19 protein-coding genes are annotated in these 24943 nt (G+C 33.5%); 17 read left to right on the top strand and 2 right to left on the bottom strand.

Features of this window, described 5'->3' with window-relative positions; all coding sequences use genetic code 11:
* The 10 genes from frr to J2S15_RS18240 all read left to right on the top strand — a co-directional run bounded on the left by frr (window position 1) and on the right by J2S15_RS18240 (window position 12709).
* Entirely contained in the window at window positions 1–546 is a 546-nt protein-coding gene (gene frr, locus J2S15_RS18285) for a ribosome recycling factor (protein ID WP_307411205.1), read from the top strand.
* Window positions 547–589: 43 nt separating this feature from the next.
* Window positions 590–1279 carry an undecaprenyl pyrophosphate synthase gene (uppS, locus tag J2S15_RS18280; RefSeq protein ID WP_307411203.1) on the top strand — a complete coding sequence of 230 codons (690 nt, stop codon included), beginning with the start codon at window positions 590–592 and terminating at the stop codon, window positions 1277–1279.
* A 1-nt stretch (window position 1280) separates the two neighbouring features.
* Window positions 1281–2051 carry a phosphatidate cytidylyltransferase gene (locus J2S15_RS18275; RefSeq protein WP_307411200.1) on the top strand — a complete coding sequence of 257 codons (771 nt, stop codon included), beginning with the start codon at window positions 1281–1283 and terminating at the stop codon, window positions 2049–2051.
* A complete protein-coding gene (gene dxr, locus J2S15_RS18270; protein ID WP_307411196.1) occupies window positions 2048–3196 on the top strand; it encodes a 1-deoxy-D-xylulose-5-phosphate reductoisomerase in 1149 nt (382 codons plus the stop codon). The genes J2S15_RS18275 and dxr overlap by 4 nt, the downstream gene beginning before the upstream one ends.
* Window positions 3197–3199: 3 nt before the next feature.
* The gene (gene rseP / locus J2S15_RS18265) at window positions 3200–4261 is read left to right on the top strand and encodes an RIP metalloprotease RseP (protein ID WP_307411193.1); all 1062 of its coding nucleotides are present in this window, start codon (window positions 3200–3202) and stop codon (window positions 4259–4261) included.
* Window positions 4262–4321: 60 nt separating this feature from the next.
* The gene (locus J2S15_RS18260) at window positions 4322–6103 is read left to right on the top strand and encodes an aminopeptidase P family protein (RefSeq protein WP_307411190.1); all 1782 of its coding nucleotides are present in this window, start codon (window positions 4322–4324) and stop codon (window positions 6101–6103) included.
* 9 nt (window positions 6104–6112) lie between these two features.
* Window positions 6113–7492 carry an aminopeptidase gene (locus J2S15_RS18255; protein WP_307411187.1) on the top strand — a complete coding sequence of 460 codons (1380 nt, stop codon included), beginning with the start codon at window positions 6113–6115 and terminating at the stop codon, window positions 7490–7492.
* A 216-nt stretch (window positions 7493–7708) separates the two neighbouring features.
* A complete protein-coding gene (locus tag J2S15_RS18250; RefSeq protein WP_307411184.1) occupies window positions 7709–8890 on the top strand; it encodes a bacterial Ig-like domain-containing protein in 1182 nt (393 codons plus the stop codon).
* Window positions 8891–9199: 309 nt separating this feature from the next.
* Complete coding sequence (locus tag J2S15_RS18245) at window positions 9200–11365, top strand: InlB B-repeat-containing protein (RefSeq protein WP_307411181.1); 2166 nt, start codon at window positions 9200–9202, stop codon at window positions 11363–11365.
* 24 nt (window positions 11366–11389) lie between these two features.
* The gene (locus tag J2S15_RS18240) at window positions 11390–12709 is read left to right on the top strand and encodes an RNA polymerase sigma factor (RefSeq protein WP_307411179.1); all 1320 of its coding nucleotides are present in this window, start codon (window positions 11390–11392) and stop codon (window positions 12707–12709) included.
* 40 nt (window positions 12710–12749) lie between these two features.
* Here J2S15_RS18240 and trhA read toward each other — a convergent pair whose 3' ends face one another.
* The gene (trhA, locus tag J2S15_RS18235; protein ID WP_307411177.1) at window positions 12750–13400 is read right to left on the bottom strand and encodes a PAQR family membrane homeostasis protein TrhA; all 651 of its coding nucleotides are present in this window, start codon (window positions 13398–13400) and stop codon (window positions 12750–12752) included.
* Window positions 13401–13530: 130 nt separating this feature from the next.
* Between trhA and J2S15_RS18230 the strand changes: the two genes are divergently transcribed.
* Genes J2S15_RS18230 through J2S15_RS18210 form a run of 5 tightly spaced genes read left to right on the top strand, consistent with a single transcriptional unit; the run spans window position 13531 to window position 19881 of the window.
* On the top strand, window positions 13531–16473 hold the full coding sequence (locus J2S15_RS18230) for a chromosome segregation protein SMC (protein ID WP_307411174.1): 2943 nt from the start codon (window positions 13531–13533) through the stop codon (window positions 16471–16473).
* Window positions 16473–17441 carry a signal recognition particle-docking protein FtsY gene (gene ftsY / locus J2S15_RS18225; protein ID WP_307411171.1) on the top strand — a complete coding sequence of 323 codons (969 nt, stop codon included), beginning with the start codon at window positions 16473–16475 and terminating at the stop codon, window positions 17439–17441. The genes J2S15_RS18230 and ftsY overlap by 1 nt, the downstream gene beginning before the upstream one ends.
* On the top strand, window positions 17431–17763 hold the full coding sequence (ylxM, locus tag J2S15_RS18220; protein WP_307411168.1) for a YlxM family DNA-binding protein: 333 nt from the start codon (window positions 17431–17433) through the stop codon (window positions 17761–17763). The genes ftsY and ylxM overlap by 11 nt, the downstream gene beginning before the upstream one ends.
* The gene (locus tag J2S15_RS18215) at window positions 17756–18946 is read left to right on the top strand and encodes an acetate/propionate family kinase (RefSeq protein ID WP_307411165.1); all 1191 of its coding nucleotides are present in this window, start codon (window positions 17756–17758) and stop codon (window positions 18944–18946) included. Before ylxM ends, J2S15_RS18215 begins: the two co-directional genes overlap by 8 nt.
* Before the next feature lie 2 nt (window positions 18947–18948).
* Window positions 18949–19881, top strand: a complete 933-nt coding sequence (locus J2S15_RS18210; protein WP_307411161.1) for a DHH family phosphoesterase — start codon at window positions 18949–18951, stop codon at window positions 19879–19881.
* Window positions 19882–19919: 38 nt separating this feature from the next.
* Here the strand turns inward: J2S15_RS18210 and J2S15_RS18205 are convergent, their stop codons facing one another.
* Window positions 19920–20390: a pyridoxamine 5'-phosphate oxidase family protein gene (locus J2S15_RS18205; protein ID WP_307411158.1), complete on the bottom strand. Its 471-nt coding sequence runs from the start codon at window positions 20388–20390 to the stop codon at window positions 19920–19922.
* A gap of 101 nt (window positions 20391–20491) precedes the next feature.
* Between J2S15_RS18205 and dnaE the strand changes: the two genes are divergently transcribed.
* Both dnaE and J2S15_RS18195 read left to right on the top strand, forming a co-directional pair.
* Window positions 20492–23557, top strand: coding sequence for a DNA polymerase III subunit alpha (gene dnaE, locus J2S15_RS18200; protein WP_307411156.1), 3066 nt, complete (start codon window positions 20492–20494; stop codon window positions 23555–23557).
* Between the two features lie 86 nt (window positions 23558–23643).
* On the top strand, window positions 23644–24918 hold the full coding sequence (locus J2S15_RS18195) for an ABC transporter permease (protein ID WP_307411153.1): 1275 nt from the start codon (window positions 23644–23646) through the stop codon (window positions 24916–24918).
* Window positions 24919–24943: the final 25 nt, after the last annotated feature.

The following is a 24943-nucleotide window of genomic DNA, read 5'->3' as shown; positions in this document are numbered from 1 at the left end:
ATGCAAGAAATTTTAAATAACACAAAAGAAAGAATGGAAAAAGCAATTGAAACACTTCGTCACAATTTAGTTGATATTCGTACAGGACGTGCGAACCCAGCAATTTTGGATCGAGTGGAAGTGAACTACTATGGTTCACCAACTCCAGTTAACCAAATGGCTTCAATCCAAGTGGTTGAGGGACGTCAATTGGCAATTAAACCTTATGATAAAAGTTTAGTAAAAGATATGGAATCTGCAATTAATGCAGCAGACCTTGGGTATCCAGTTACCAATGATGGGGATACACTTAGAATCAATATCCCTCCTTTAACTGAGGAAACTAGAAAATCACTTAGTAAGGATGCGTCAAAAATCGGAGAAGAAAGCAAGATTGCAATTCGTAACATTCGTCGTGATGCGAATGATGCTGCGAAAAAGAGCGATGAACTTAACGAAGATTTAAAAAAGGATGCACAGGAACGTATTCAAAAACTTACTGATGAATATGTAAAGAAAATTGACGATACAGTAAAAGATAAAGTTGAAGAAATAATGTCAATTTAATCCTAACCCACAATTTGTGGGTTTTCATTTAGGAGGAAGATTTATGGTTAAACACATAGCAATTATAATGGATGGTAACGGACGATGGGCAAAGGCTCATGGTTGGGAACGTACAAAAGGACATAAGCAGGGAGCTGAAACAATTCGTACGATTGCACTAGAGGCAAATCGGATGGGAATTGAAGCATTAACTCTGTATGCTTTTAGTACTGAAAACTGGAAACGTCCACCAAAGGAAATTGAATATTTGTGTAAATTACCTAAAATGTTTTTTAATCGATATATTAAAGAATTGAATGAAAATAATATAAAGGTTATGTATATAGGAGAATTGGAACGTTTTCCTAGTGAAACAGTTTCCGTAATTAAAGAAGCTGCTAGACAAACCGAAAGTAATACTGGTTTAAAACTGGTAATTGCTATTAACTATGGGTCTAGAAGAGAAATTACCTTAGCTGCAAGACACTATGCACAAGATGTAGTAAATGGTACAGCAAATGTTGAAATTGATGAAGAAGGGTTTTCTAAGTACTTGATGACGGATGGTTTACCAGAGATTGATTTATTAATTCGTACAAGTGGTGAGAAACGTTTATCGAACTATTTACTGTGGCAACTGGCTTATAGTGAATTTGTGTTTGTAGATTATGCATGGCCTGAATTGAATGAAGCAAGATTTCGTGAGATAATAAATGAGTTTGAAAACCGTGACCGCAGATTTGGAGGAGTGTAAGATGATAAAACGAATTATAACAGCACTTGTCATCATTGCTTGTGTTATTCCACCTCTGTGGTTAGGTGGTTACTTTTTAGATGCATTAATCTCGATTGTTATTATTGTTGGTGGATTTGAGTTGGTAAATCTATTACCATCTCGTAAGTTTCTGTCAACACCAATGCTATTTGTAAGTTTCTTAATAACAGCAGCACTAATCATTGTTCCTGATAAATATAGTTTTGCAGGATTTGCATTATTAGTTTTAACAAGCTTAGCATTTCCAATATTTACAAAACAATTTACAAGCGAAGATGCATTCTTTGTGATTGCGATTATATGTATATTGTATATGATTGGTATGTCATTTACATATATTTATGATTACAATCATCTGTATATCTGGTATATCCTGCTTGCGACCTATGGTTGTGATACAGGTGCATACTTTGTCGGTTCACTATTTGGGAAAACCAAATTGTTGCCAACGATATCACCTAAGAAAACTGTAGAAGGTGCAGTTGGTGGATGGGCAGTTGGTGCAGGATTATCATTCTTATTTGCAATGTTTGTAATTAAAGATATGAATATGCTACTAATGATTCTTGGATGCTTATGGCTTCCAATTATTTCACAGATTGGTGACTTATCATTTTCAGCAATCAAACGTCATTTCAATATTAAAGATTTTTCAAACATCTTCCCAGGACATGGGGGATTTATGGATCGAATTGATTCACTTGTGTTTAACTTGATTGCATTCTATGCAGTAATGGTAATAATTTTATGAAACGCCTGATTTTGTTAGGTGCTACTGGTTCGATTGGAACTCAGTGTATTGATGTAGTGAATGAACATTCTACTGAATTTGAAATTATTGCAATGGCATGTGGAAGTAATATAAATAAATTAGAAGAAATTATGACTATGTATCCTTCATGTAATTACTTTAGTGTAAAAAGTGAAGATGATGCTACTCTATTATCTAAAAAGTACTCTGATAAAACATTCTTCTATGGAATGGATGGAGTATCTAAATTATTAGATTTAGATGGTGATGTCGTTGTAAATGCTTTAGTCGGTTTTATTGGTTTAGAGCCATCGCTAAAGACAATTAAGCGTCATATGGTGTTAGCCTTAGCAAACAAAGAAAGTTTAGTAACTGGTGGTGAACTGGTGAAGAAAGCGTTGAAAGAACACGGTGGTACGATGTATCCAATTGATTCAGAACACTCTGCAATTTTTCAATGTCTGCAGGGAAATGAAAAGAGTCAGGTACATAAATTAATTATTAGTGCCAGTGGTGGAAGTTTCCGTGATAAAAGCAGAGAGGAACTTGTTTCAGTAAGTGTAGAGGATGCTTTAAATCATCCAAACTGGTCAATGGGGAAGCGTATTACGATTGATAGTGCTACAATGATGAACAAGGGATTTGAAGTGATTGAAGCTTTTTATTTGTTTGATATTGATTTTGATCATATAGATGTTATTATCAATAAAGAGAGTATTATTCATTCAATGGTTGAATATAAAGATAAAAGTGTAATTGCACAATTAGGAACAGCAGATATGCGAATTCCAATTCAATATGCGCTAACATATCCTAAACGTCTCTCACTAGAACAGACACCATCTCTTGATTTATGTAAGATTGGTTCACTCAACTTTATGGAAATGAACTATGAACGCTATCCTTTATTAAAACTGGCATTTGAAGCTGGTAAGCGTGGAGGAAACAGTGGTGCAATTTTGAATGCTGCGGATGAAGTAGCTGTCGATTTTTTTATTAATAAGAAAATCAGCTTTTTAGAGATTGAAGATTTGATCTTTAAAGCATATAAAGAAATAGAATTCATATCATCACCAACGTTTGATGATATAAAAAGAACGGACCAGATGACAAGAGAGTATTTGATACGTTCGTTGGAGGATTAATTAATGAATTTTTTATTACAAATTATATATTTTATATTCCTGCTTGGAATTATCGTATTAATACATGAATTGGGACATTTCTTAACTGCAAAACGTTTTGGTGTTTATTGTGGTGAGTTTTCAATTGGAATGGGTCCTGTTTTATTCAAAAAACAAGTAGGAGAAACGCAATACTCTCTTCGTTTATTACCAATCGGTGGATTTGTATCGATGGCTGGTGAAGAAGATGATACAAAAAAGGACGAGAATATTCCATTTGAACGTACAATCAATGGAATCAAAACATATAAAAAAGTTATTGTAATGTCTGCAGGGATTATTATGAATATTCTTTTGGCTTGGGTTGTTTTCATTGGATTAAACATCGCAAGTGGTGAAAGAGCACTTCCTGTAGGTCCTGAGTTTGCACAGGTGCAAGAAGGATCAATTGCTGAAGAAGCTGGTTTTCAAGATGGCGATATAATAGAAAAGATTACATTTGAAACGGGAGAAGTTTCAAAACCTGAAACATTCAATGATATTGTAACTGCTATTAACTATAACCCAGGAGAAGCAACATTTACAGTGAATCGTGATGGAGAATCAGTTGATTTAACCTTAACTCCATTATATGATGAACAAGCTGAAGTGTATCGAATTGGAGTATATGCTCCTGCTACAGAATATGAAGATATTTCAATATTAGAAGCGGTACAATATGGTACAGATGATTTAGTAACGAATTCTACAGCATTATTTGATTCTCTGGGAAGAATTTTCCAAGGGAAAAATTTAGATCAATTAAGTGGTCCTGTAGGAATATTTAAAATTAGTTCGCAAGCTGCAGAAAGTGGATTCACAACTTATCTTCGTTTATTGGCTATTCTTTCAATTAATATTGGTGTTATGAATGCACTTCCACTACCAATCTTAGATGGTGGTAGAGTGTTGATTACAATTATTGAAAAGATAATGGGTCGAAAATTAAATGAAAAGGTAATGGGTATTCTAATGTGGGGTGGAGTATTAGCACTGGTATTTTTAATGGTATTCGCCACCTTTAACGATGTTTTAAAACTATTTTAAGGATACTTTCATGTATTCTTTTTTTAGTGAATAATATATAAAAAGAAAGGTGATGTAGAAATGATTAATGATAGAATTCTTAAATTAAGAGAATTGATGAAGCAACATCAAGTGGATATTTACTATATCCCAACAAGTGATTATCACAACAGTGAATATGTTGGTGATTATTTTCAGACAAGAAAATTCATGAGTGGATTTACTGGGTCTGCTGGAGTTATGATTGTAACAACTGATCATGCATACTTATGGAGTGATGGTCGTTACTATATTCAAGCCCAGGATCAGATTAAAGGTAGTGAAATTATCTTTATGAAACAAGGAGAAGAAGGAGTAGAAACGCCATTTGAGTTAATGCGTAATCAGCTTCCCGATAAAGGTGTAATTGCTTTTGATGGTAGAACCGTCACAACCAATATGGGAAAATTGTTAAAGCAATTAACAGACCTCAGGGGTGGTAAGCTTTTGGCTGATGTTGATTTTGTAGGTGACATTTGGAATGATCGTCCTGCTTTAGAAGTAAAACCAGCATTTTTACTAGATGTTAAATATGTTGGTGAATCAGTAGAAAGTAAATTAGCAAAAGTAAGATTTAAAATGCAGGAAGCAAATGCTAACTATCATATTCTTACAAGTTTAGATGATATTGCATACTTGCTTAATATCAGAGGTAGAGATATTTTATCAACACCAGTTATTTTATCTTATTTAGTAATTGGTAAAGATAGTTGTGTATTCTATTGTGATGAGCGTAAATTATCAGATGATATAATGACTTATCTTAAAGAAAATGGTATTAGTATCAAAGGATATGATGATGTATATACAGATGTTGATGATCTAAGTGGAACTATTTGGTTGGATCCTGAAATCGTGAATTATACATTATATGAAAAAGTAAGCAAAGAAATGAATGTGTATGAAAAAGAAAATCCAACGATCATGATGAAAGCAATCAAGAATAGTGTTGAGATTGAAAACTTGAGAATTGCTCATATCAAAGATGGTGTAGCAGTGACGAAGTTTATGTACTGGCTAAAGAATAACATCGGGAAGATGGAAATCGATGAAGTATTAGCTGATCGTACATTAACAGCATTTCGTGAAGATCAAAGTGAATTTATTGAACCAAGCTTTGATACAATCAGCGCATATAATGCAAATGCAGCGATGATGCACTATCATGCAACCGAAGATAATAAGGATGTATTAAAGCCAGAGGGTCTGCTTCTAGTGGACTCTGGTGGACAGTATATGAATGGGACAACAGATATTACCAGAACCTTTGCCCTTGGTGAAGTAAATCCAGTTTGGAAACGTGACTTTACATTGGTATTAAGAGGGATGTCTGCATTATCAAGAGCGAAATTCTTATTTGGATGTACAGGAATCAACTTAGATATTCTTGCTCGTCAACCACTATGGAATATGGGTATTGACTATCGCAGTGGTACCGGACATGGTGTAGGGTTTACATTAGGGGTACATGAGGGACCTCATGGAATCCGTTGGCGTAAGATGTTTCGTAAGGAAGATACACCATTGTATGAAGGAATGGTGGTAACAGACGAACCTGGAGTATATGAAGAAGGAAGTCATGGTATTCGTATCGAGAATGAATTGATTGTAAAAAAGGATGTTCAAAATGAATATGGACAATTTATGAGTTTTGAAACAATTACATTTGCACCAATTGATTTGGATATGATTAACAAAGAGTATTTAGATGAAGAAACGAAAGTGTGGTTAAACACTTACCATGAAGAAGTATATAAAAAGATTAGCCCTTATCTAACAGATGAAGAAAATGCTTGGCTAAAAAAATATACTAGAGCGATATAGGAGGTAATTATGTACGCAAAAAATGCATGGAGTAAATACGAAGTAAACAGTTATAAGGATGTATTTGAATTTAATGAAGAATATCGTAAATTCATTTCTGAAAATAAAACAGAACGTTTATGTGTAAGTGAAGGTGTTCGTTTAGCGAAAGAACATGGATTTACTGATTTAGAAGATTACATTAAAGAAAAAAGAGAACTAAAACCAAATGATAAGGTTTTTGTAGTTAATCGCGGTAAAAACATTGTTTTATTTGTAATGGGAAAGAAACCATTAGATGAAGGAATGAGAATTCTTGGTGCTCATATTGATTCACCACGTTTGGATGTAAAACAAAATCCAGTATATGAAAGTAACGACTTTGGATTATTGGATACGCACTATTATGGTGGTATAAAAAAATATCAATGGGTTACATTACCAATGGCAATTCATGGAGTTGTATATCGTAAAGATGGAAGTGAACAAGTGATTGCGATTGGTGATAATGATGGTGATCCAGTAGTTGGTATTTCTGATTTGTTAGTTCACTTATCTGCTGATCAACTGCAAAAGACTGCAAGTGTTGTAGTAGAAGGTGAGAAACTGGATGTTACAGTTGCAAGTATTCCTTTAAAGGATACAGAAAAGGATGCGGTAAAAGCAAATTTATTAAAATTGTTAAAAGATAAATATAATATTGAAGAGGAAGACTTCTTAAGTGCAGAACTTGAAATTGTTCCTGCAGGAGATGCTCGTGACTATGGACTAGATCGTTCAATGGTAATGGGTTATGGACATGATGACAGAGTATGTGCATATACTTCACTTCGTGCAATTTTAGATGTTGAAGAATGTGAATACACAAACTGTTGTGTATTAGTAGATAAAGAAGAAGTAGGTAGTATTGGTGCTACAGGAATGGAATCACGTTTCTTTGAAAATATGATTGCTGAAATGTGCGCTCTTAATGATCTTGATACAAACCTTGCTACACGCCGTGCACTTACAAATTCAAAAATGTTATCAAGTGATGTTAGTGCCGGTTTTGATCCACTATATGCAGAAGTAAATGAACCTAAGAACAGTGCATATCTTGGAAAAGGGGTTGTATTTAATAAATACACAGGATCTCGTGGAAAAGGTGGATGTAATGATGCTAATCCTGAATTTATTGCTGAGCTACGTAATGTAATGGATGAAGGTAATATTCATTTCCAAACTGCAGAACTTGGAAAGGTAGACCAAGGTGGTGGAGGAACCATCGCTTATATTTTAGGAAATCTTAATATGGATGTTATTGATTGTGGTATTCCTGTATTAAATATGCATGCTCCTTGGGAGATTGTTTCTAAGGTCGATGTATACGAAGCTTATCAGGCATATAAGGTGTTTTTAAGCAAAATTTAACAGAAAATTAATACTGTGTTAAAATAGTTTTAACAATTGTTATAATTTATATCGAATTTACAAATATGTTGAGCATCTCGCTGGGGTGTTCAACATATTTTTGTTATATTATAGGTGGAAAGGGAAAGGTAAAATTTTCCCTTTCATATGTGGTAATTATTTGGGAGATAATTACCAAGATATTTACTAAATTCTTTGGGAAAGGGGTTTTAAATCATGAAAAAGAAGGTAGGACTAAGAAGATTTTTAATTGTATTATTAGTGGTAGGAGTATTTTATGGGATTGTATTCAGTTATGATTACTTTGGGTTAAGCAATAGTGTAAGAGCCGGTAGCGACACTGAAAATCGTATTACGCTGGAAATGGAATATGCAACAGAAGATACGATAGAAACAAACATTAATGAATATTTTAAAAAGGATTCACAAAATGTTATTTCTTTAGCACAACTTGATGCAAATAATGATTCACAAAACAATCTTAATCGTCAATTCAGAGTTGAAACAGTAAACAGAGACAGTGAAATGACAAATCAACAAGTGCAAATTGCCGAAAACATTTATGTAGTTGATGTAAAACTTAATGACACAACTCCTCCAGTAATCGAAGGTAAAGATGTTACAATCGCAACTGGTGGTGAATTTAATGTTGATGCATTAGAAATTCATGCATACGATAGTGTAGATGGTGATTTGGATTATGAAGTTAGCGAAAACAATGTTGATACAGCTACTGCTGGAGAATATAAAGTAGTAGTTAACGCAACAGACTGGAATGATTTGAAAACACAAAAATCATTCACAGTAACAGTGCAAGATTCAGCTACACAAGATCAAGTTGTACAAGGTGGTGGAAGTGGAACTTCAGGTTATACTTCAGACTACACTTACAGTGGAGATCAATCAGCAGCTGCAACTACACAAGCACTAGACAGAAACAATTTATACGTACGTGGATGGAAAATTATTGCTACAGACAGCAGAGTAAGTGACGCAACAATTCAAGCTTATATGAATGAATTAGCTAACTTACCAGCAATGTACAATACATCTCACTTCAGTACTGTAACAATTGACTTGTCATTGCCTTATCCATATCTTGGAATGGCATATTCTGATGGTAGACTTTGGTTACAAGGTCAAGGTTACTATTCAACAACTGTTTTACATGAAGCAACTCATGCATATGACTACACAATGGGATTTGCAAATGATCCAGAATTAGTATCAATCTTTAATGCAGAAAAGAATAATATACCAGCTAAATTTAGTGGTAACATGAGAGATGATACTTATGAATGGGTAGCAAATATTGTAGTTTACTACTACTATGATCCTGCAACTTTAAAAGCAAATGCACCAAGATCTTATGATTATGTTGTAAATAAAATATTATAGAAGCAGGAAAGATGCTGCAAAGATTTACAGTTAAACAATTTGAGAACATCACTTTATTAGTGATGTTCTTTTTTTTGATTTTTAAAAAAAGAAATAAGTAATGAACGATATATTAAGTTACTACGACTAATAAATGAATGACGTTATGGAAGTGAACGTATTGAGGAGGGATAAGAAAATAAAAAGTTGAGAACCTTTTTTAGAACTGTGTGTCTTTATAACGATATGGCACAAGTTCAATTTATGTAAAAGTGATTATATCAAGAAAGAAAGAGGAAAATTCATAAGAATTTTCGAAGGGTGAAAACAATGTTTAAAATGAAAAGAGTAGTATTAGCTGCCCTGTTTTTTGCGTTGTTGCTTACATATTGTATTGGGGGCAGCATATACGCAGATATGCCAGTACAAGATAATACAGCAATTGGGCAACCGTATGATGGGGTGAATTTCGATGAATTAATCGGAAATCGCGTATATTTTGGAGCGATGAATCAGATGAATGGTACAAAGTACCATTTCTATGGTAAAGAGGCCTCAAGTTATGAAAGCAATCCAACACCAATCCTTTGGCGGGTAATGGGTGAGGATGGAAGTTTAGATGGAACTACAACTGATGGGAACTTAGCTCTGTTTAGTGAGTATGTTATTGATGCATCTAAATTTAGTGGTATGGGTAAAATGAGTTGGTCTCATATGGGACTCATGTCAGGAGAAGCTGACTATCACGTATCATTTGTAAATGGATGGCTGAATAATGAATATACTTATAAATATCAGCCATTTCAATTTGTACTAAACAATCCAGGTCGATATGGTTATGAAGATTTACCTGCAAGAATTGGATTTGGTAATAGTTTTAAGATAACAGAAAGCGATACATCTATCAGTTATGATGCAGAGTTAAATTCGATTGGACGTAGTACGGTTGATACTTATGCAATTATGCAGGGTGATGGAGTGAACCATAGTGAAGTTGTAATTGATTCAGATAGTCCTGGAGATATGTACCAATATGTAAAAAATCATCTTACGACTGGGGAATGGACAAGTTATTTTGCATCAGGAGTAATTGAGTTTCGTAAGTGGCCAGTTACTGAATACGATGCAATTGCCTATATTCCATTTGGTTTATCAACATATACAGGACTTCCGTCACATCGAAAAGTATTTTGGAATTCTAATGGATTGCCAAAAACTTCTACATCGCTAGATTACAGTATTGGTGAAGTTGGTGAAGATATTTATAAAGGTCAGACTAAGTATAAGGAACCTATTGCTTATTGGCTTCGTAATCCAGATGGAAGTTATGCACAATCAGATTCTGGTTACACTTATATTGTTTACGAAAACGGACAGGTTACGTTATATTCATATTCTAGGGATTATAACGGAATACGACCAATTACTAAATTGGTGCCAGAAAACGTAATTATGACGCATTTAGTTACACCAGATGAGCCAGTGCTGTCAAATCAAATTCAGGAAGATAAAACAAATGATAGTTTCTGGAATTATGCTGATGGAGATGATGGAATTAATAACTATAAATTAACATTGGTAAGTGATAAGGTTCAGTTGAATTCACTTACCAATGTCAGTGATGAACCTATCGATTTTTCTACTGTATTAGAAGTAGAAGAAGGAAAATCAATTACAGTAAAAAGTGATGATTATATTGGCGATTATCTTGCATATAAAATTGTTCGTTCCACTCCAGATGGAAGTCGTGAAATTGTTGCTTATGGAACCAGTAAAGGTGATACACCTGATGTATTAAAGATACAAACAATAAAGTCGACAATAGATAATACAAATCTGGAAACAGGAGAATATACCTTATATGTATGGGCACAAGGAGAAGACGAAGAAGGTCTTAACGCAGCAACTGTTCATAGTTATGAAGGGAGCAATCCTCAGCCTTTTACATTTAATATAGTTGAGGAGAAGAAAATTACGTATAAAGTTATCTATGACGGGAACGGTGAAACAAGCGGAACTGCTCCTGTAGATGTACATAATCCTTATACCCCAGGTTATACAGTTACGATATTGAATGAATCAGATTTAACTAGAGAAGAATATGAATTTATCGGATGGAATACAAAAAGAGATGGAAGTGGAATAAGTTATCATGCAAATGATGTATTTGATATTTACGAGGACGTCTATTTATATGCACAGTGGAAAAAGAAAACAGTAGTTAATCCAGAAAAGCCAGATCCGGACCCAGATCCAGATCCTGTTGATCCTGAGAAACCGAAACCAGTAGATCCAGTTGAGCCAAAACCTACTGATCCTGTAAGTCCTAAACCATCAATAAAACCAGATTTAGAGGAACAGGTTAATTTAACAGGATATCCAAGTAGTAATCCTGTATTATCTGATCACAGTAATGTAACTATATATTCGTTATTGTTAATGTTAAGTTCATTAGTATTGGTTTTATTTTTTAATAGAAAGAAAAGGTATAGTTAACTTAATATGGAGAAAGGAAAAAAGATGAATAGAAATAAACAATATCTAATTTCTTCATCGGTTATTATACGAGCCAAAGAAGGAGATGAACAGGCATTTGAGGAAATCTATAATACTTATTCACAACGAGTGAATTTTATGGTAAATCAATTCATTTTAGATGAAGAAGAAGCAAAGGATATAACACATGATATCTTTATTAATATTTATAAGAATATTGGTACATTAAAGGAGCCAAAAGCATTTCATGCATGGTTATATCGTACGACTTATAATACATGTTCAAATTTCAATAGAACAAAGTTTAGGGAAGTGGTTTTTCATAACAATAATGACGCAGAAGAAGTTATTGATTCCGCATCAAAAGAAACACTAGATATTATTGAAAATCAGCGAATTGTAAAAATAGTAGAAACAACGCTGCAAAAAATGGATGAAACTTTAAAAAGTGTTGGAATGCTAAAGTATTTTAGTGGACTTAAAATATCAGAGATTGAAAAAGTTCTAGATATTCCAAAAGGAACCGTAAAATCAAGATTGAATCGTGTTCGTTCAATTTTAAAAGATGAACTGCGAAAACAAGGAGTTTCACCAAAAACTTATGGCTTTACATTTTTTCTGCCGCAAGTAATTAGTCAGGTGTATGAGTCAATGTTTGCTCAAGCTACAGAAGGAATAGTAATTAGTGATGTAATCATTAAAAAGTCATTAGTAGAAACTGCGACAGCTATGATTACAATGAATGCAAAAGTGATAGGTGGTATAGCACTTGTTGTAACTGGTGCTTATGTAGGTATATCGATGTTGCCTGAAGAAGAACCAGTTGTAAAACCAGTGGTGCAAGAAGTAATAGAGCAACCTGAAGTACCTGTAGTGGAAGAGCCTTCCATAAGTTCAGCGCAGATTAATTCAATTAACTATTCACAGGAATGGACCAATGAATCAATTGTTATTGAAGTAGTAACATCAAATGAAGAATTCGACGCAATATTGATTGATGGAGTAGTTACAAATCAAATCGACAACAATGGAACCTATCAGGTTCAACTCCAGAGAAATGGAGAAATCATTGATAGTAGGGAATTAATAATTACTAATATTGATCGAAACAGTCCACAGATGACAAGTGAACATGATGGAAATAACTTTACGATTTATTTGAGTGATGATATATCAGGGATTAATCCAGATACAATTACCTTCTTAAGAGAAGGAGTACAAAGCAATGAATATGAGTATGATGCAGCAAATCAGATTATTAAAGTACAAACAAAAAAAGAATATAGCAATATATTCTATGTATATGATTATGCAGGGAATGAACTAAGACTCGTGTTTGATTAAAGAAATATGGTATCCAGAGAAAATCTGGATACCATTTGTTTTACATAAAGAATACAATTGCAAAGAAATGCATTGTTGCTGCTAAACTTATAAATATATGCCATATCGAATGTGCGTATTTCCATTTTCTTGAATAGAAGTATGCCCCAATCGAATATAAAACTCCACCACCAACTATAAATCCTAAAAATAATGAATTAGCATTATTTAATAAAGATGGAATAAAGAAGATTGCTGTCCATCCCATAACCAGATAAATAGTTAATGATAATTTAGGTAAGCTCTTCTTGGCTAATGATTTATATAATATTCCTACAAGAACCATTGTCCACTGGATTATCAGAATAACGATTCCTTCTATTCCTTTGATAACACACAGTGCAACAGGAGTATAACTTCCTGCAATTGCCACATAAATGAATATATGATCCAGGATTCGAAATACAAACTTATGCGGACTGTCAAAGTCCATTGAATGGTATAACGTTGATACCAAAAACATCAGGAAGATACTGATTGTGAACACGCTCACTGCAAATGCTCTCAGGGTACCTCCAACTTCATAAGAATAAACTGCACAAGCTGGTATAAGGATTAGCATAATTGCTGCCATTACACCATGGGTTACACAGTTAAATACTTCTTCTCCAAACGATAATTTAAGTAAGTCCTTCATTGAACTTCGCTTCATTTGTCCCACCACCTAACTCTAAAAAAACAGATTTATTCTATTGTATTCCTTCTTGCCGTAAAGGTCAAATTTTTATAATGTAAATAGGGTAATCTATGTTATAATGTTTTAGTGAAGTTCGGAGGTTTTTATGTTTCTTAAAAGAATTGAGTTGCAAGGGTTTAAATCATTTGCTGATAAGACAGTAATTGAGTTTGAAAACGAAGTAACTGGAATAGTTGGACCAAATGGATGTGGGAAAAGTAATGTCAATGACGCCATCCGTTGGGTATTAGGAGAACAAAGTGCAAAATCACTTCGTGGTGGAAGTATGAGCGATGTTATATTTTCTGGATCTGAAGGTAGAAAAGCAGTTAACATGGCTGAAGTAACTTTGGTTTTTGATAATACAAAAAAACACTTCGATGTTGAATTTGAAGAGGTATCAGTAACCAGAAAACTGTTCCGTAACAGTGGGGAAGCTGAATATATGATTAATAACACACCATGCCGTTTAAAAGATATTGTAAACATGGTAATGGACAGTGGGTTAGGTAGAGATTCACTTTCGGTAATTTCGCAAGGGAATATCCAAAGTTTTGTTGAATCAAAACCTGAAGATCGTCGTGCCTTATTTGAAGAAGCAGCTGGAGTAGCAAAATATAAAAAACGTAAAAATGAGTCTCTTAGTAAGTTAAATCGTACCCAAGAGAATCTTTTACGTGTGGAAGATATTGTTGAGGAATTAGAAGTTCGTGTGAATCCTTTGAAGCGTCAGGCAAAGAAGGCGGAAACATATTTAGAGAAGAAACAACAGTTGGAAACAATTGAAATTAGTGTAATTGTTGATGAAGTACAAACCTTTAATGCTCGTCTTGAAGAATTAAAGAATACTTCATTTGAAAATGAATCGCAAAAAGCTATTGCAGAAACGACGATTCAGGTAGAAGATCAAAAGAATCAGGAAGACCGTGAAGAAATGTCAGTGCTTGATAATGATGTACACCGTCTGCAAAATGAATTTATGACGGTAGTAAATGAAATCTCTACATTGGATGCAAGAAAGACTGAAATTGATGAAAAGCGTAAATATACATTAGAGTTTGCCAGTGCAGCAGAAAAGGTTGAAGAACTTAAAAAGATGCTGGATGAGGCAAAGTATGAATATGAAGATCGTGAGAAACGTTTGGAAGATTTAAATGTTGATTATGATTTAGCTACTCAAAACTATGATACTCTTGATGGTAAATTTCATAGTTTAGCTGAGAAGAATGCAAATTCTACTTCTTACATTAATAAGTTATCAAATCGTAAGGAAGTATTATCGAATCTTATGCGTTCACCTTTTAACCACCAACAAGGGGTTAAAACGATTATGGAAGCGAAAGATAGCCTTTATGGAATTAGTGGTGTAGTATCACAACTGTTACGTCCTGTAGAAGGTTATGAAGAAGCAATATCAAGTGCACTTGGTGGTGCTCTTTACCATATTGTTAGTGAAGATGAAGATTGTGCAAGAAATGCGATTACCTTCTTAAAGAAGAATAAGAGTGGTCGTGCAACGTTCTTGCCAAAGACTGTATTAAAAGATCGTCAGCCATCAGGAAATGATATGATTGTTGCTGAAAATACATCTGGGTTCTTAGGTGTTGCCAGTCAGTTTGTAGAATATGATGATGAATTTAGTATCTTAGCATCTTCATTGTTAGGTAACGTACTAGTATGTGAGCAACTAATTCATGCAAATGAACTAGCTAGATTATTAAGATACCAGTATAAAATTATTACCGTTGATGGTGAAGTTGTTCATAAAGGTGGTAGTATTACTGGTGGTAAAGTTCGTGATTCTTATTCACCTATTACAATCAAAAAAGAATTGGCTCAGGTAGAAGAACGATTAGAAAAAGAGTTAGCAGTTAGCGAAGAACTGAATGCTGATTTAAATAAAATAAGAATTCAGTTAAAAGAATTAGATGAATCAAAAGTTCAACTACAATTAGCAATTGCTAAGTTACAGCCTTTGGTTGATGTGAAAAAGAGCAAGTATGAAAAACTAAATGATGAGTATAAAGAAATCAATCCTGAAGCTGTAGAAGATGCAGAGGCGATGGATGATGAACTGATTGTTAAGTTATCACAGGCTCATTCAAGAAAAGACCAAATTGAATTAGAGTTAAAAAATAAACGTGATCGTCGATTTAAATTAGGAAAAGAAGTAGAGAAACGAGAAGCAAAAATTCGTGATATTCGTCGTGACTTAAATATCTTAAATAACATCGAACGCGAACAGGATGTAGAAAAGGTAAAAATTGAAACAAATCTTGAAAATGTCTTACAGCGTCTGTCAAGTGTTTATGAAATGACATTTGAACATGCTACAACATTGAAGCTTGAACAAAGTGATGTTGATAAGGCAAGAGAAGATGTTCTTCGTTTACGTCAGGAAATCGCTAAACTGGGGAACGTTAACTTGGATGCTCCAGAAGAATATAAAGAAGTGTCAGAACGTTATGAGTTACTTATTAGCCAAAGAGATGAGTTAAATGCTGCAAAAGATAAAATTTTAGAAGCAATTGATGAAATGGATGAAGTAATGTCAACTCAGTTTATGGATATGTTTAAAAAGATTAATGATGAATTACAAGAAACTTTCCGTGCCTTGTTTGGTGGTGGAAAGGCGAATATATACTTAACTGACCCTGAAGATATATTAAACAGTGGGGTTGAGATTGCAGTTTTCCCTCCAGGGAAGAACATCGATAATATGATGAAATTATCTGGTGGAGAAAAAGCGATGCTTGCAATGAGTGTATTGTTTGCAATTTTACGCGCTAGAACAATTCCTTTATGTATCTTTGATGAGGTTGAGGCAGCACTGGATCAATCTAACGTAGAACGATTTGCTCGTTATGTTTCGAACTTCAGAGGTGAATCACAGTTTATTATTGTTACACACCGTCCTGGAACAATGGCACAGTGTGATGCGTTATATGGAGTTACAATGCAGAAAGACGGAGTTTCAAAATTCTTGAAGGTTCGCTTAAAAGATGCAATGGATTATGTACAACCAGAGGCAGAAGGAGAGGTATCATAATGGGATTTTTAAAGAAACTAAAAGATACATTTTCAAGTAAACAGGATAATGATTATTATTTAAGTGGGTTATCTAAATCGAGAACATCATTTGCTTCGAAGTTAAAGCGACTGGGAAGTGGATTTAAAGGTGTTGATGAAGATTTTCTTGAAGAACTAATGATAATTTTGCTAGAAGCGGATTTGGGGATTGAAACAGCTGAGAAGATTATTCGTGGAGTAGAAAGCAAAGCAATTGAAACCAAGGCAAAATCAATGGATGAAGTAAATGATATCTTGTTTGAAGAAATGCAGACATTATATAATTCATTTGAAGATGAAGAATTTAAATTCAATGAAGATGGACCAACCGTTATATTGATGGTTGGAGTTAATGGTAGTGGTAAAACAACAACTACTGCGAAACTTGCTAATAAATTTAAAAATGAAGGTAAAAGTGTATTGTTAATTGCTGCTGATACATTTCGTGCAGGTGCTGTTGACCAACTGAAGCGTTGGGCAGATCGTATTGGCGTGGATTGTGTAATGGGTAAAAACAATGCAGATCCAGCGAGTGTAATCGTTGATGGATGTCGTCAGGCAAAAGAAAACGGTAATGACCTGATTATTGCCGATACAGCAGGTAGACTTCAAAATAAAGTTAACCTGATGAAGGAATTAGAAAAGATGCATCGTGTAATTGATCGTGAAATACCTGAACAACCTGCTGCGGTATGGCTTGTTATTGATGCTACAACTGGTCAAAATGGTATCTCTCAAGCAAGAGAATTCACAACAGCTACTGATGTAAATGGAATTATACTGACAAAACTGGATGGTAGTGCTAAGGGAGGAATTGTAATTTCAATTCGTAATCTGCTTGGACTTCCAGTAAAATATGTTGGACTTGGAGAGAGTGTTGATGATTTAAAAGAATTTGATATTGATTCTTTTATTTACAGCATTTGCGGAGAATCTGATGAAGAGTAAACCATATGAAAAGATGAATGAATATTTAGATTTTTATGAGGTGCTATTAACAGATAAGCAACGAGAAGTAATGGATTATTATTTTCGTGAGGATTATTCACTTAGTGAAATCGCAGAAAATATGAATATATCCAGAAGTGCAGTACAAGACAGTGTGAAGCGTACTTCCTTAATTTTAGAAAGCTATGAAGAAAAACTAAAATTGGTAAGTAAGTATCATCGGCGCTTTGCATATTATGAAGAATTAGCAAAATCTGATGATGAGAAAATAAAAAAATTAAGTGAAAAACTGAAAGAAAGTGAGATGGAAAATTATGAGTAAGATTATTGCAGTAAATGCAGGGAGTTCATCATTGAAGTTTCAATTGTATGAAATGCCAAAAGAGACAGTTCTAACAAGTGGAATTGTAGAGAGAATCGGGTTTGAGGACGCTGTTTTCACAATCAAGGTAGATGGTGAAAAAGTAAGTAAGACATTGCCAGTAAAGGATCATACAGTGGCAGTTAACTTATTGTTGGAGGCGCTTGTTGAACACAATATTGTAGCTGATTTAAATGAAATCGTGGCTGCAGGACACCGTGTAGTACATGGTGGAGAGTATTTCTCTAAGAGTGTATTAGTAGATGATGATGTAGTGAAGAAGGTTGATGAACTATGTGAGTTAGCTCCACTACACAACCCAGGAGCATTGGTTGGATATCGTGCATTTAAGGCATCTTTACCAAACAGTAAACATGTATTTACGTTTGATACTGCATTCCACCAGACAATGGAAGCAGACACATACATTTATCCATTACCATATGAATGGTATACAGAACACAAAGTACGTCGTTATGGAATGCATGGAACATCACACCAATATGTATCTCAACGTTGTGCTGAATTATTAAATAAAGATTTAAAAGATACAAAAATTATTACTTTACACTTAGGTGGTGGTGCTTCTATTACTGCTGTTGATGGTGGTAAGAGTATTAACACTTCTATGGGATTCACACCACTTGGTGGAATTATGATGGGAACTCGTTGTGGTGATATTGATCCTGCAATCGTTCCATTTATGGAAGAGCAATTAGGAGTTAGTCCTAAAGAAATGGATACAATTTTAAATAAACAATCAGGGTTGCTTGGAGTATCAGGCGTTTCTAGTGATGGGCGTGACATTGAAAAAGCAAGTGATGAAGGAAATGAAAGAGCAAAACTGGCAATGAGTATTTTTGTGAATCGTGTAGTTCAAACTGTTGGATCATATTATGTTCAAATGGGTGGATTAGATGCAATTGTATTTACTGCTGGAATTGGAGAAAATGATTTTAAAACACGTGAACGTGTTATGAGAAAATTGGAAGCAACTTTAGGAACAGAAGTTGATACAGATGCAAATAAGGTAAGGGGAGAAGAACAACTTCTTACTACAGCAGATTCTAAAGTTAGTGTTTACCTGATCCCTACAAATGAAGAGGTAATGATTGCACGTGATACATTTGCAATTGTTGGATAATGATGATTGATTTATTAAATGAAATAAAAGATTATCAGGCCATTACCTTGTTTCGTCATCAAAGCGCAGATGCAGATGCATTAGGCTCTCAGTTTGGGATGAAACTGTTTTTGGAAGCAAACTGTCCTAATGTGAAAGTTTACGCCTTAGGAGACGATGTAGGAAGTAGTGCAGAGTTATTTCCACCAATTGATCATGTTGATGATGAACTTATCAAACAATCTTGTGCCATTATATTAGATACAGCAAATGCTGAACGAATTGATGATGCTCGTGCGTTATCAGCAAAAAAAATTATTAAGATTGATCATCATATTGTTGTTGATGAATATGCGGATGTTGCTTATGTAGATACAACGGCAGCAGCGACATGTGAGATTCTTTCAGATTTATTTAAAGAAACAGGAAAAGTAGTAAATGAAGAATGTGCAAAATACCTATACTTAGGATTGCTAGCTGATTCAATTTCATTTACAACTTCATCAACTACTGCAAACACTTTAAAGAGTGCTGCGTTCTTAGTAAGTTGTGGATTGAATGTCAATAAAATCAATCAGGAGAGAAGTGGATTCTCATTAAATGATTTTATTTATGTAACAAAGGTAAGAAATCGTTATCAGTTGGATGGTAATGTCGCTTATTCAATTATGCAGGTAGAGGATTATGCACCATTAGGGTTTGATTATAATCTAGCAAAAGAAAAAGTATTTGCTTTGGCAAATGTAAAAGAATTTGAAATCTATTGTTTATTTACTGAGGATACATCCTACGAATCAAAGGGATTATACAATGGTTCTTTACGTTCTAAGAATGTAGCAATTGATAAAGTGGCAAACAAGTATAATGGTGGTGGTCATGCACAGGCATGTGGTGTGAAGAAACTGACATTAGAAGATATTCAAAATTTGATTAGTGATTTAAAAGAATTACTATAATAACGAAAAAGAAGGTCAATGACCTTCTTTGTTGTATTTTATGACTGTTTTCCCTGGAATGAATCAATAACTATTTTGATTACACCAATCATTTCTACCTGTTTTGGTGAATACGCAAATGCCTCATCACTATTTGTCTGATGTTTCATCAGATGATTTAACGCATTTATTTTTTCTTCGCTATCTTCCACAAACTCTACTTTTCCAAAACCAATAATACTTTGATATTTATAAGTATATTTGCAGGCGATATCTCCACTTACTAATTCATGGTTTGTATCTAGTTCAATACATACATGAGGATTCAATTTAAGTAGTTCTATCTTTTTTCCAACTTTTGCTGTATGAAAATAAAAGATAAGTTGATTATTGTTGTAGGAATAACCAAAATTTAAGGGAACAATATAGGGATAGGGTTCATCATGAATTGCAACACGACATACCTTGCATTCACTGATAATTGTCAATAACTCATCTGGTTGTGTAACTTCACGTTCTTTTCTTCTCATTTGTAATAATCTCCTTGTAGTTTGATTATACAACACAAAAGAAGTACTGTTGGCAATAATCGTATATTTTTATGGTATAATTTTAAAAGAGGTGAGAATCATTGACTACACATTTACATGTTAGAAGTTCTTATACATTATTAAATAGCACATTAAGAATTTCCGATATTATTAATCTAGCAAAAAATCATAATATGAAAGCTGTCGCACTCTGTGATAAGGATGTAATGCATGGTGCAATGGCTTTTTATCATGCCTGTAAGAAAGCGGGTATCAAACCAATTTTTGGTTTGGAATTTGTCTGCTCAATTGAGGAACAGGATGTTTATTTACATGCATACGCAAAAGATGATATTGGATATCGAATGTTATTGAAGTTATCTTCTTATATTAACACGCATGATTCAAAGATTACGTTAGAAGAGCTTAGACATTTTGATGAACAGATGATTTTCACTACTGCTGGTGCTCATGATTATTTAAGATCTTTAAATACACCAGAAAAAAGAAATGAATTATCAGAGATTTTATTATCGCTTAAAAATAACTTTCAGGAGTTTTATTTAGCAATCGCAATGAATGATTCTAATTTTTTAAAGCAACAGAATGCTTCGTTAAAGATTACAGCTGCTACTTTAAAAATTAAAACATTTGCAATGTCACGGATTTACTTTGGCAGAAAAGAAGATGAGGAAGCTTACAAGGTGTTATGTGCAATTGATCAGCAAAGAACAATTAATGATATGTCATTGAATGCAGAATCGGATCGCTATTTTCGCTCACCTGAAGAAATGAAACAATTATATGATGAAGAAGATTTGGCAATGAGTGAAAAAATTGCTGATTCATGTAATGTAAAGATGAATATTAATAAAGTGAATCTACCTGTATTTAAGAATCGCTATGATGTGGATTCACAGACATATCTGACTAGTTTGTGTAAACAGGGTCTTAAGAAACGACTAGATGGAAAAGTAACGAATGAATATGCAGAGCGATTAAATTATGAGTTAAGTGTAATTGCGAAAATGGGATATGCTGATTATTTTCTTATTGTTTATGATTTTATTCGTTTCGCAAAAAGCAAAGATATTTATGTAGGTCCTGGTAGGGGAAGTGCAGCTGGTTCACTAATTTCATATTGCTTGGGAATTACCCATGTGGATCCAATTCAATATGATTTGCTGTTTGAACGCTTTTTAAACCCAGAACGTATCAGTATGCCAGATATTGATGTGGATTTCCCTGATAACCGACGTGATGAAGTAATTGAATATGTCGCACAGTTATATGGAAGAGACCATGTTGCTCATATTGTTACTTTTGGTACGCTTGCTGCCAAACAGGTTTTACGCGATGTTGGAAGAGTTTTAGGAGTAAGCCTAAGTGAGGTTGATATGCTTTCTAAAATGGTCCCACACGTTCTTAAAATTAACTTAGATAGTGTTTATAAAACAAATAAGAAGTTTTCAGAGGCAATTGAAGCAAAAAAAGAGTTTCGTCGTCTATTTAAAATTGCCAGACAGATTGAAGGATTACCAAGGCATATTTCTACTCATGCAGCAGGAATTGTATTGAGTGATCGAGATATTGATGATGTATGTCCGTTAATTGAAATTGAAGAAGATTTATATTCAACGCAATATACAATGGACTATTTAGAAGAACTTGGATTAATTAAAATTGATTTCCTTGGTCTTCGTAATCTTACAATTATTGATGAAGTTTGTACCCATATTAAACGTCATGGACAACCAATTGATATTATGAAAATACCTTTGGATGATTCAAAGACCTTTAAAATGTTACAGGATGTTGATACAGTAGGGGTATTCCAATTAGAGAGCGAAGGAATGAAAAACTTACTTCGCCAAATGCAGGTTACTGATTTTGAAGGTATTGTAGCAGCGATTGCTTTGTTTCGTCCAGGTCCAATGGAAAATATTCCATTGTATTTAAAAAACAAAAACAATCCATCAAACATTGATTATTTACATCCTAGTTTAAAACCATTATTAGAAACAACTTATGGGGTAATGATTTATCAGGAACAGATTATGCAGGTAACTCAAATAATGGCTAACTTTTCTTTAGGGAAAGCCGATATTCTAAGAAAAGCTATTTCAAAGAAAATACCTGGAGAACTGGAAAAGTTACAAAAAGACTTTATTGAAGGTTCCATAAAGAATGGATACACAAAAGAGTTGGCTGAAAAAGTATATGATTTGATTTTAAAATTTGCTGGATATGGATTTAACCGAAGTCACTCTGTGGCATATGGATTGGTTGCATATCAACTAGCTTACTTAAAGGCGAATTATCCATTGTCTTTCTTTGCCTCAGTGCTGAATAGTGTAATTGGTTCAGAAACCAAAAGTAGTGAATATATTTTTGAGGCTAAAAAGCGAGATATTAAAGTACTTCCACCAGATGTTAATCTATCGGAGAATGAATATGTAATTGATGGTAATAGTCTTCGTTTTCCATTAGTTGGAATTAAGAATATTGGTACTGCTATGAGTCTTTCTTTACTAAAAGAGAGAGAAGAACATGGTTTATATAGTGACTTCTTTGATTTTGTTGCAAGAGCAAATCTTATGAAGATTACAAGTAAAGGCATTGAAAGTCTGATTGATGCTGGTGCAATGGATTCATTTAAAATTAATCGTGCAAGTTTACGTGCAAGTTTGGAAGACGCAATGCGTTATGCATCACTAGTTCGTGTAAATGACAATGGAGAGAGTCAGCTAAACTTGGATATTGTTTCAAAGCCTCCATATGTGATGGCAAAAGAAATGTCACATGAGCGAAGTTTCAGAGAAAAGCAGGTACTTGGATTTTATCTGAGTGCACATCCAATAACCAAATTAAGGGAATCCATCAATAAAGATGTATTGGGACTTATTCAGTTACATAATCATAAAGGGTTTGCACGACTTGTAGGATTCATTGAAAAATGCAAACAACATCGTACCAAGAATGGTGAAATCATGATGTTTGTAGTCGTTAGTGATGAAACAAGTAAGTTTGATTTGGTGTGTATGCCAAATGTATATCGCATGTATCAGGATATTTTAGTAAGAGGTAACTACATATATGCAGAAGGAAACATTAAAGATCGTCCTTCCTGCCTGGTGAATAAAATTGAAAAATTAGAATTAGAGTAAAAGCTGACAGAAATGTTGGCTTTTTTTCTTAACAATCATGTAACATTACTTTGTTTATAATAGATGTATGAATGAAGAGGGACATTATGAGAACTATTATGAAGAAAAAAAGTTATGGTAATCAATTCAAAATTTTCCACTATGAAACAATAAAACTTTTTGTATCAAAAAAAATTTGGATTACATTGTTTGCAATTCTAGGGTTATTTTCTTATAACATTTATAATAACTATCAAAATGATCTAGCATATAAAAGCATGTTATTACAGGATGTTTTGGCACAAAGAAAATTGGAAGCGTTTATTAGTGATAATTTAGTATGGGAAATGAATCAGATTAGTGAACTATCATATTTAAATGGAGAAGATGAAAATGCCTATCTGAAGAATGAAGAATATATACGGCTTTATCAGGAATGGGAATACTATGATAAAGCTTATTTTGCAACAGAGGAAGTAGTTGAGTTTTTGTGGACCCCACAAACGATGGAGTGTGAAACGAATAATGATTACTATAAAAGTGATACATGGAATAAAAAGATGATGACTCGTTATGAGTATATGTTAACTCATATTGAAAAAGGAGGTGTGTCATACAGCAAAGAAATTGTTGATGAGTATAAAAAGAAATATGTTATTTACCAATATTTATATGAACACAATATTCAGGATTATAGTAGTCCATATGCAGTGAATGGATTGAATTTCATTATCAACCTATTTAAGGGATATGATATTCTGATTGTCTTTGGAATACTTGCTTTACAAATGGTTTATTCTTATACAAGCGAAAACGATAATGGTACCTATAAGCTATTAATGAGTACACCACTTTCAAAAAAAAGTATAGTAGTTCAAAGAATTGTATTTAATATATTTTCTTCAGTATTGATACTTGTATTTAGTCTTTCAATTGGCTTTATTATTTCTACTGTTATTGGAGGAATAGGAAACCCGAATTATCCACAGTGGATGATGGGAGATCAGATTGTATCCACTATTTCATATATAGGATATATTCTTATCTCGCTAGTTGTTGTGTTATGTCTGTTTGCATGTCTATATTCATTACTTTCAACGATATTTTCATATTTTGACCACTCTATCGTTTTTATAGGTTTTATTCTGATTGCTTTGGCCTTTATGTTTTTATTGGAGATGACCTATACGAATATTTATTATATTTTTCCATATATGATGGTGTTTCCGTTTACTTTCGCATTGCATCTATCCAAAATAAATGTATTGTATCTAATGCTTTCGTGTTGTATTCATCTATTTATATTGATGGTATTGAATCTATATTTTATGGAATATAAAGATTTCGGTAACTTTAAAATTATAATAGTTAAGAAAAAGTGATTATAATAGATAAGATTTTATTTAA

This window comes from Breznakia pachnodae, assembly GCF_030814225.1.
Taxonomy (GTDB): domain Bacteria; phylum Bacillota_I; class Bacilli_A; order Erysipelotrichales; family Erysipelotrichaceae; genus Breznakia; species Breznakia pachnodae.
This window is presented reverse-complemented; position numbering and strand designations above follow the sequence as displayed.

Coding starts and splice junctions, on each gene's coding strand:
- J2S15_RS18250 (WP_307411184.1), top strand. CDS start 7,709: ATGAAAAAGAAGGTAGGACTAAGAAGATTTTTAATTGTATTATTAGTG.
- ftsY (WP_307411171.1), top strand. CDS start 16,473: ATGGGATTTTTAAAGAAACTAAAAGATACATTTTCAAGTAAACAGGAT.
- J2S15_RS18230 (WP_307411174.1), top strand. CDS start 13,531: ATGTTTCTTAAAAGAATTGAGTTGCAAGGGTTTAAATCATTTGCTGAT.
- J2S15_RS18245 (WP_307411181.1), top strand. CDS start 9,200: ATGTTTAAAATGAAAAGAGTAGTATTAGCTGCCCTGTTTTTTGCGTTG.
- J2S15_RS18275 (WP_307411200.1), top strand. CDS start 1,281: ATGATAAAACGAATTATAACAGCACTTGTCATCATTGCTTGTGTTATT.
- J2S15_RS18205 (WP_307411158.1), bottom strand. CDS start 20,390: ATGAGAAGAAAAGAACGTGAAGTTACACAACCAGATGAGTTATTGACA.
- ylxM (WP_307411168.1), top strand. CDS start 17,431: ATGAAGAGTAAACCATATGAAAAGATGAATGAATATTTAGATTTTTAT.
- rseP (WP_307411193.1), top strand. CDS start 3,200: ATGAATTTTTTATTACAAATTATATATTTTATATTCCTGCTTGGAATT.
- uppS (WP_307411203.1), top strand. CDS start 590: ATGGTTAAACACATAGCAATTATAATGGATGGTAACGGACGATGGGCA.
- dxr (WP_307411196.1), top strand. CDS start 2,048: ATGAAACGCCTGATTTTGTTAGGTGCTACTGGTTCGATTGGAACTCAG.
- J2S15_RS18215 (WP_307411165.1), top strand. CDS start 17,756: ATGAGTAAGATTATTGCAGTAAATGCAGGGAGTTCATCATTGAAGTTT.
- J2S15_RS18210 (WP_307411161.1), top strand. CDS start 18,949: ATGATTGATTTATTAAATGAAATAAAAGATTATCAGGCCATTACCTTG.
- J2S15_RS18255 (WP_307411187.1), top strand. CDS start 6,113: ATGTACGCAAAAAATGCATGGAGTAAATACGAAGTAAACAGTTATAAG.
- J2S15_RS18240 (WP_307411179.1), top strand. CDS start 11,390: ATGAATAGAAATAAACAATATCTAATTTCTTCATCGGTTATTATACGA.
- frr (WP_307411205.1), top strand. CDS start 1: ATGCAAGAAATTTTAAATAACACAAAAGAAAGAATGGAAAAAGCAATT.
- J2S15_RS18195 (WP_307411153.1), top strand. CDS start 23,644: ATGAGAACTATTATGAAGAAAAAAAGTTATGGTAATCAATTCAAAATT.
- J2S15_RS18260 (WP_307411190.1), top strand. CDS start 4,322: ATGATTAATGATAGAATTCTTAAATTAAGAGAATTGATGAAGCAACAT.
- trhA (WP_307411177.1), bottom strand. CDS start 13,400: ATGAAGCGAAGTTCAATGAAGGACTTACTTAAATTATCGTTTGGAGAA.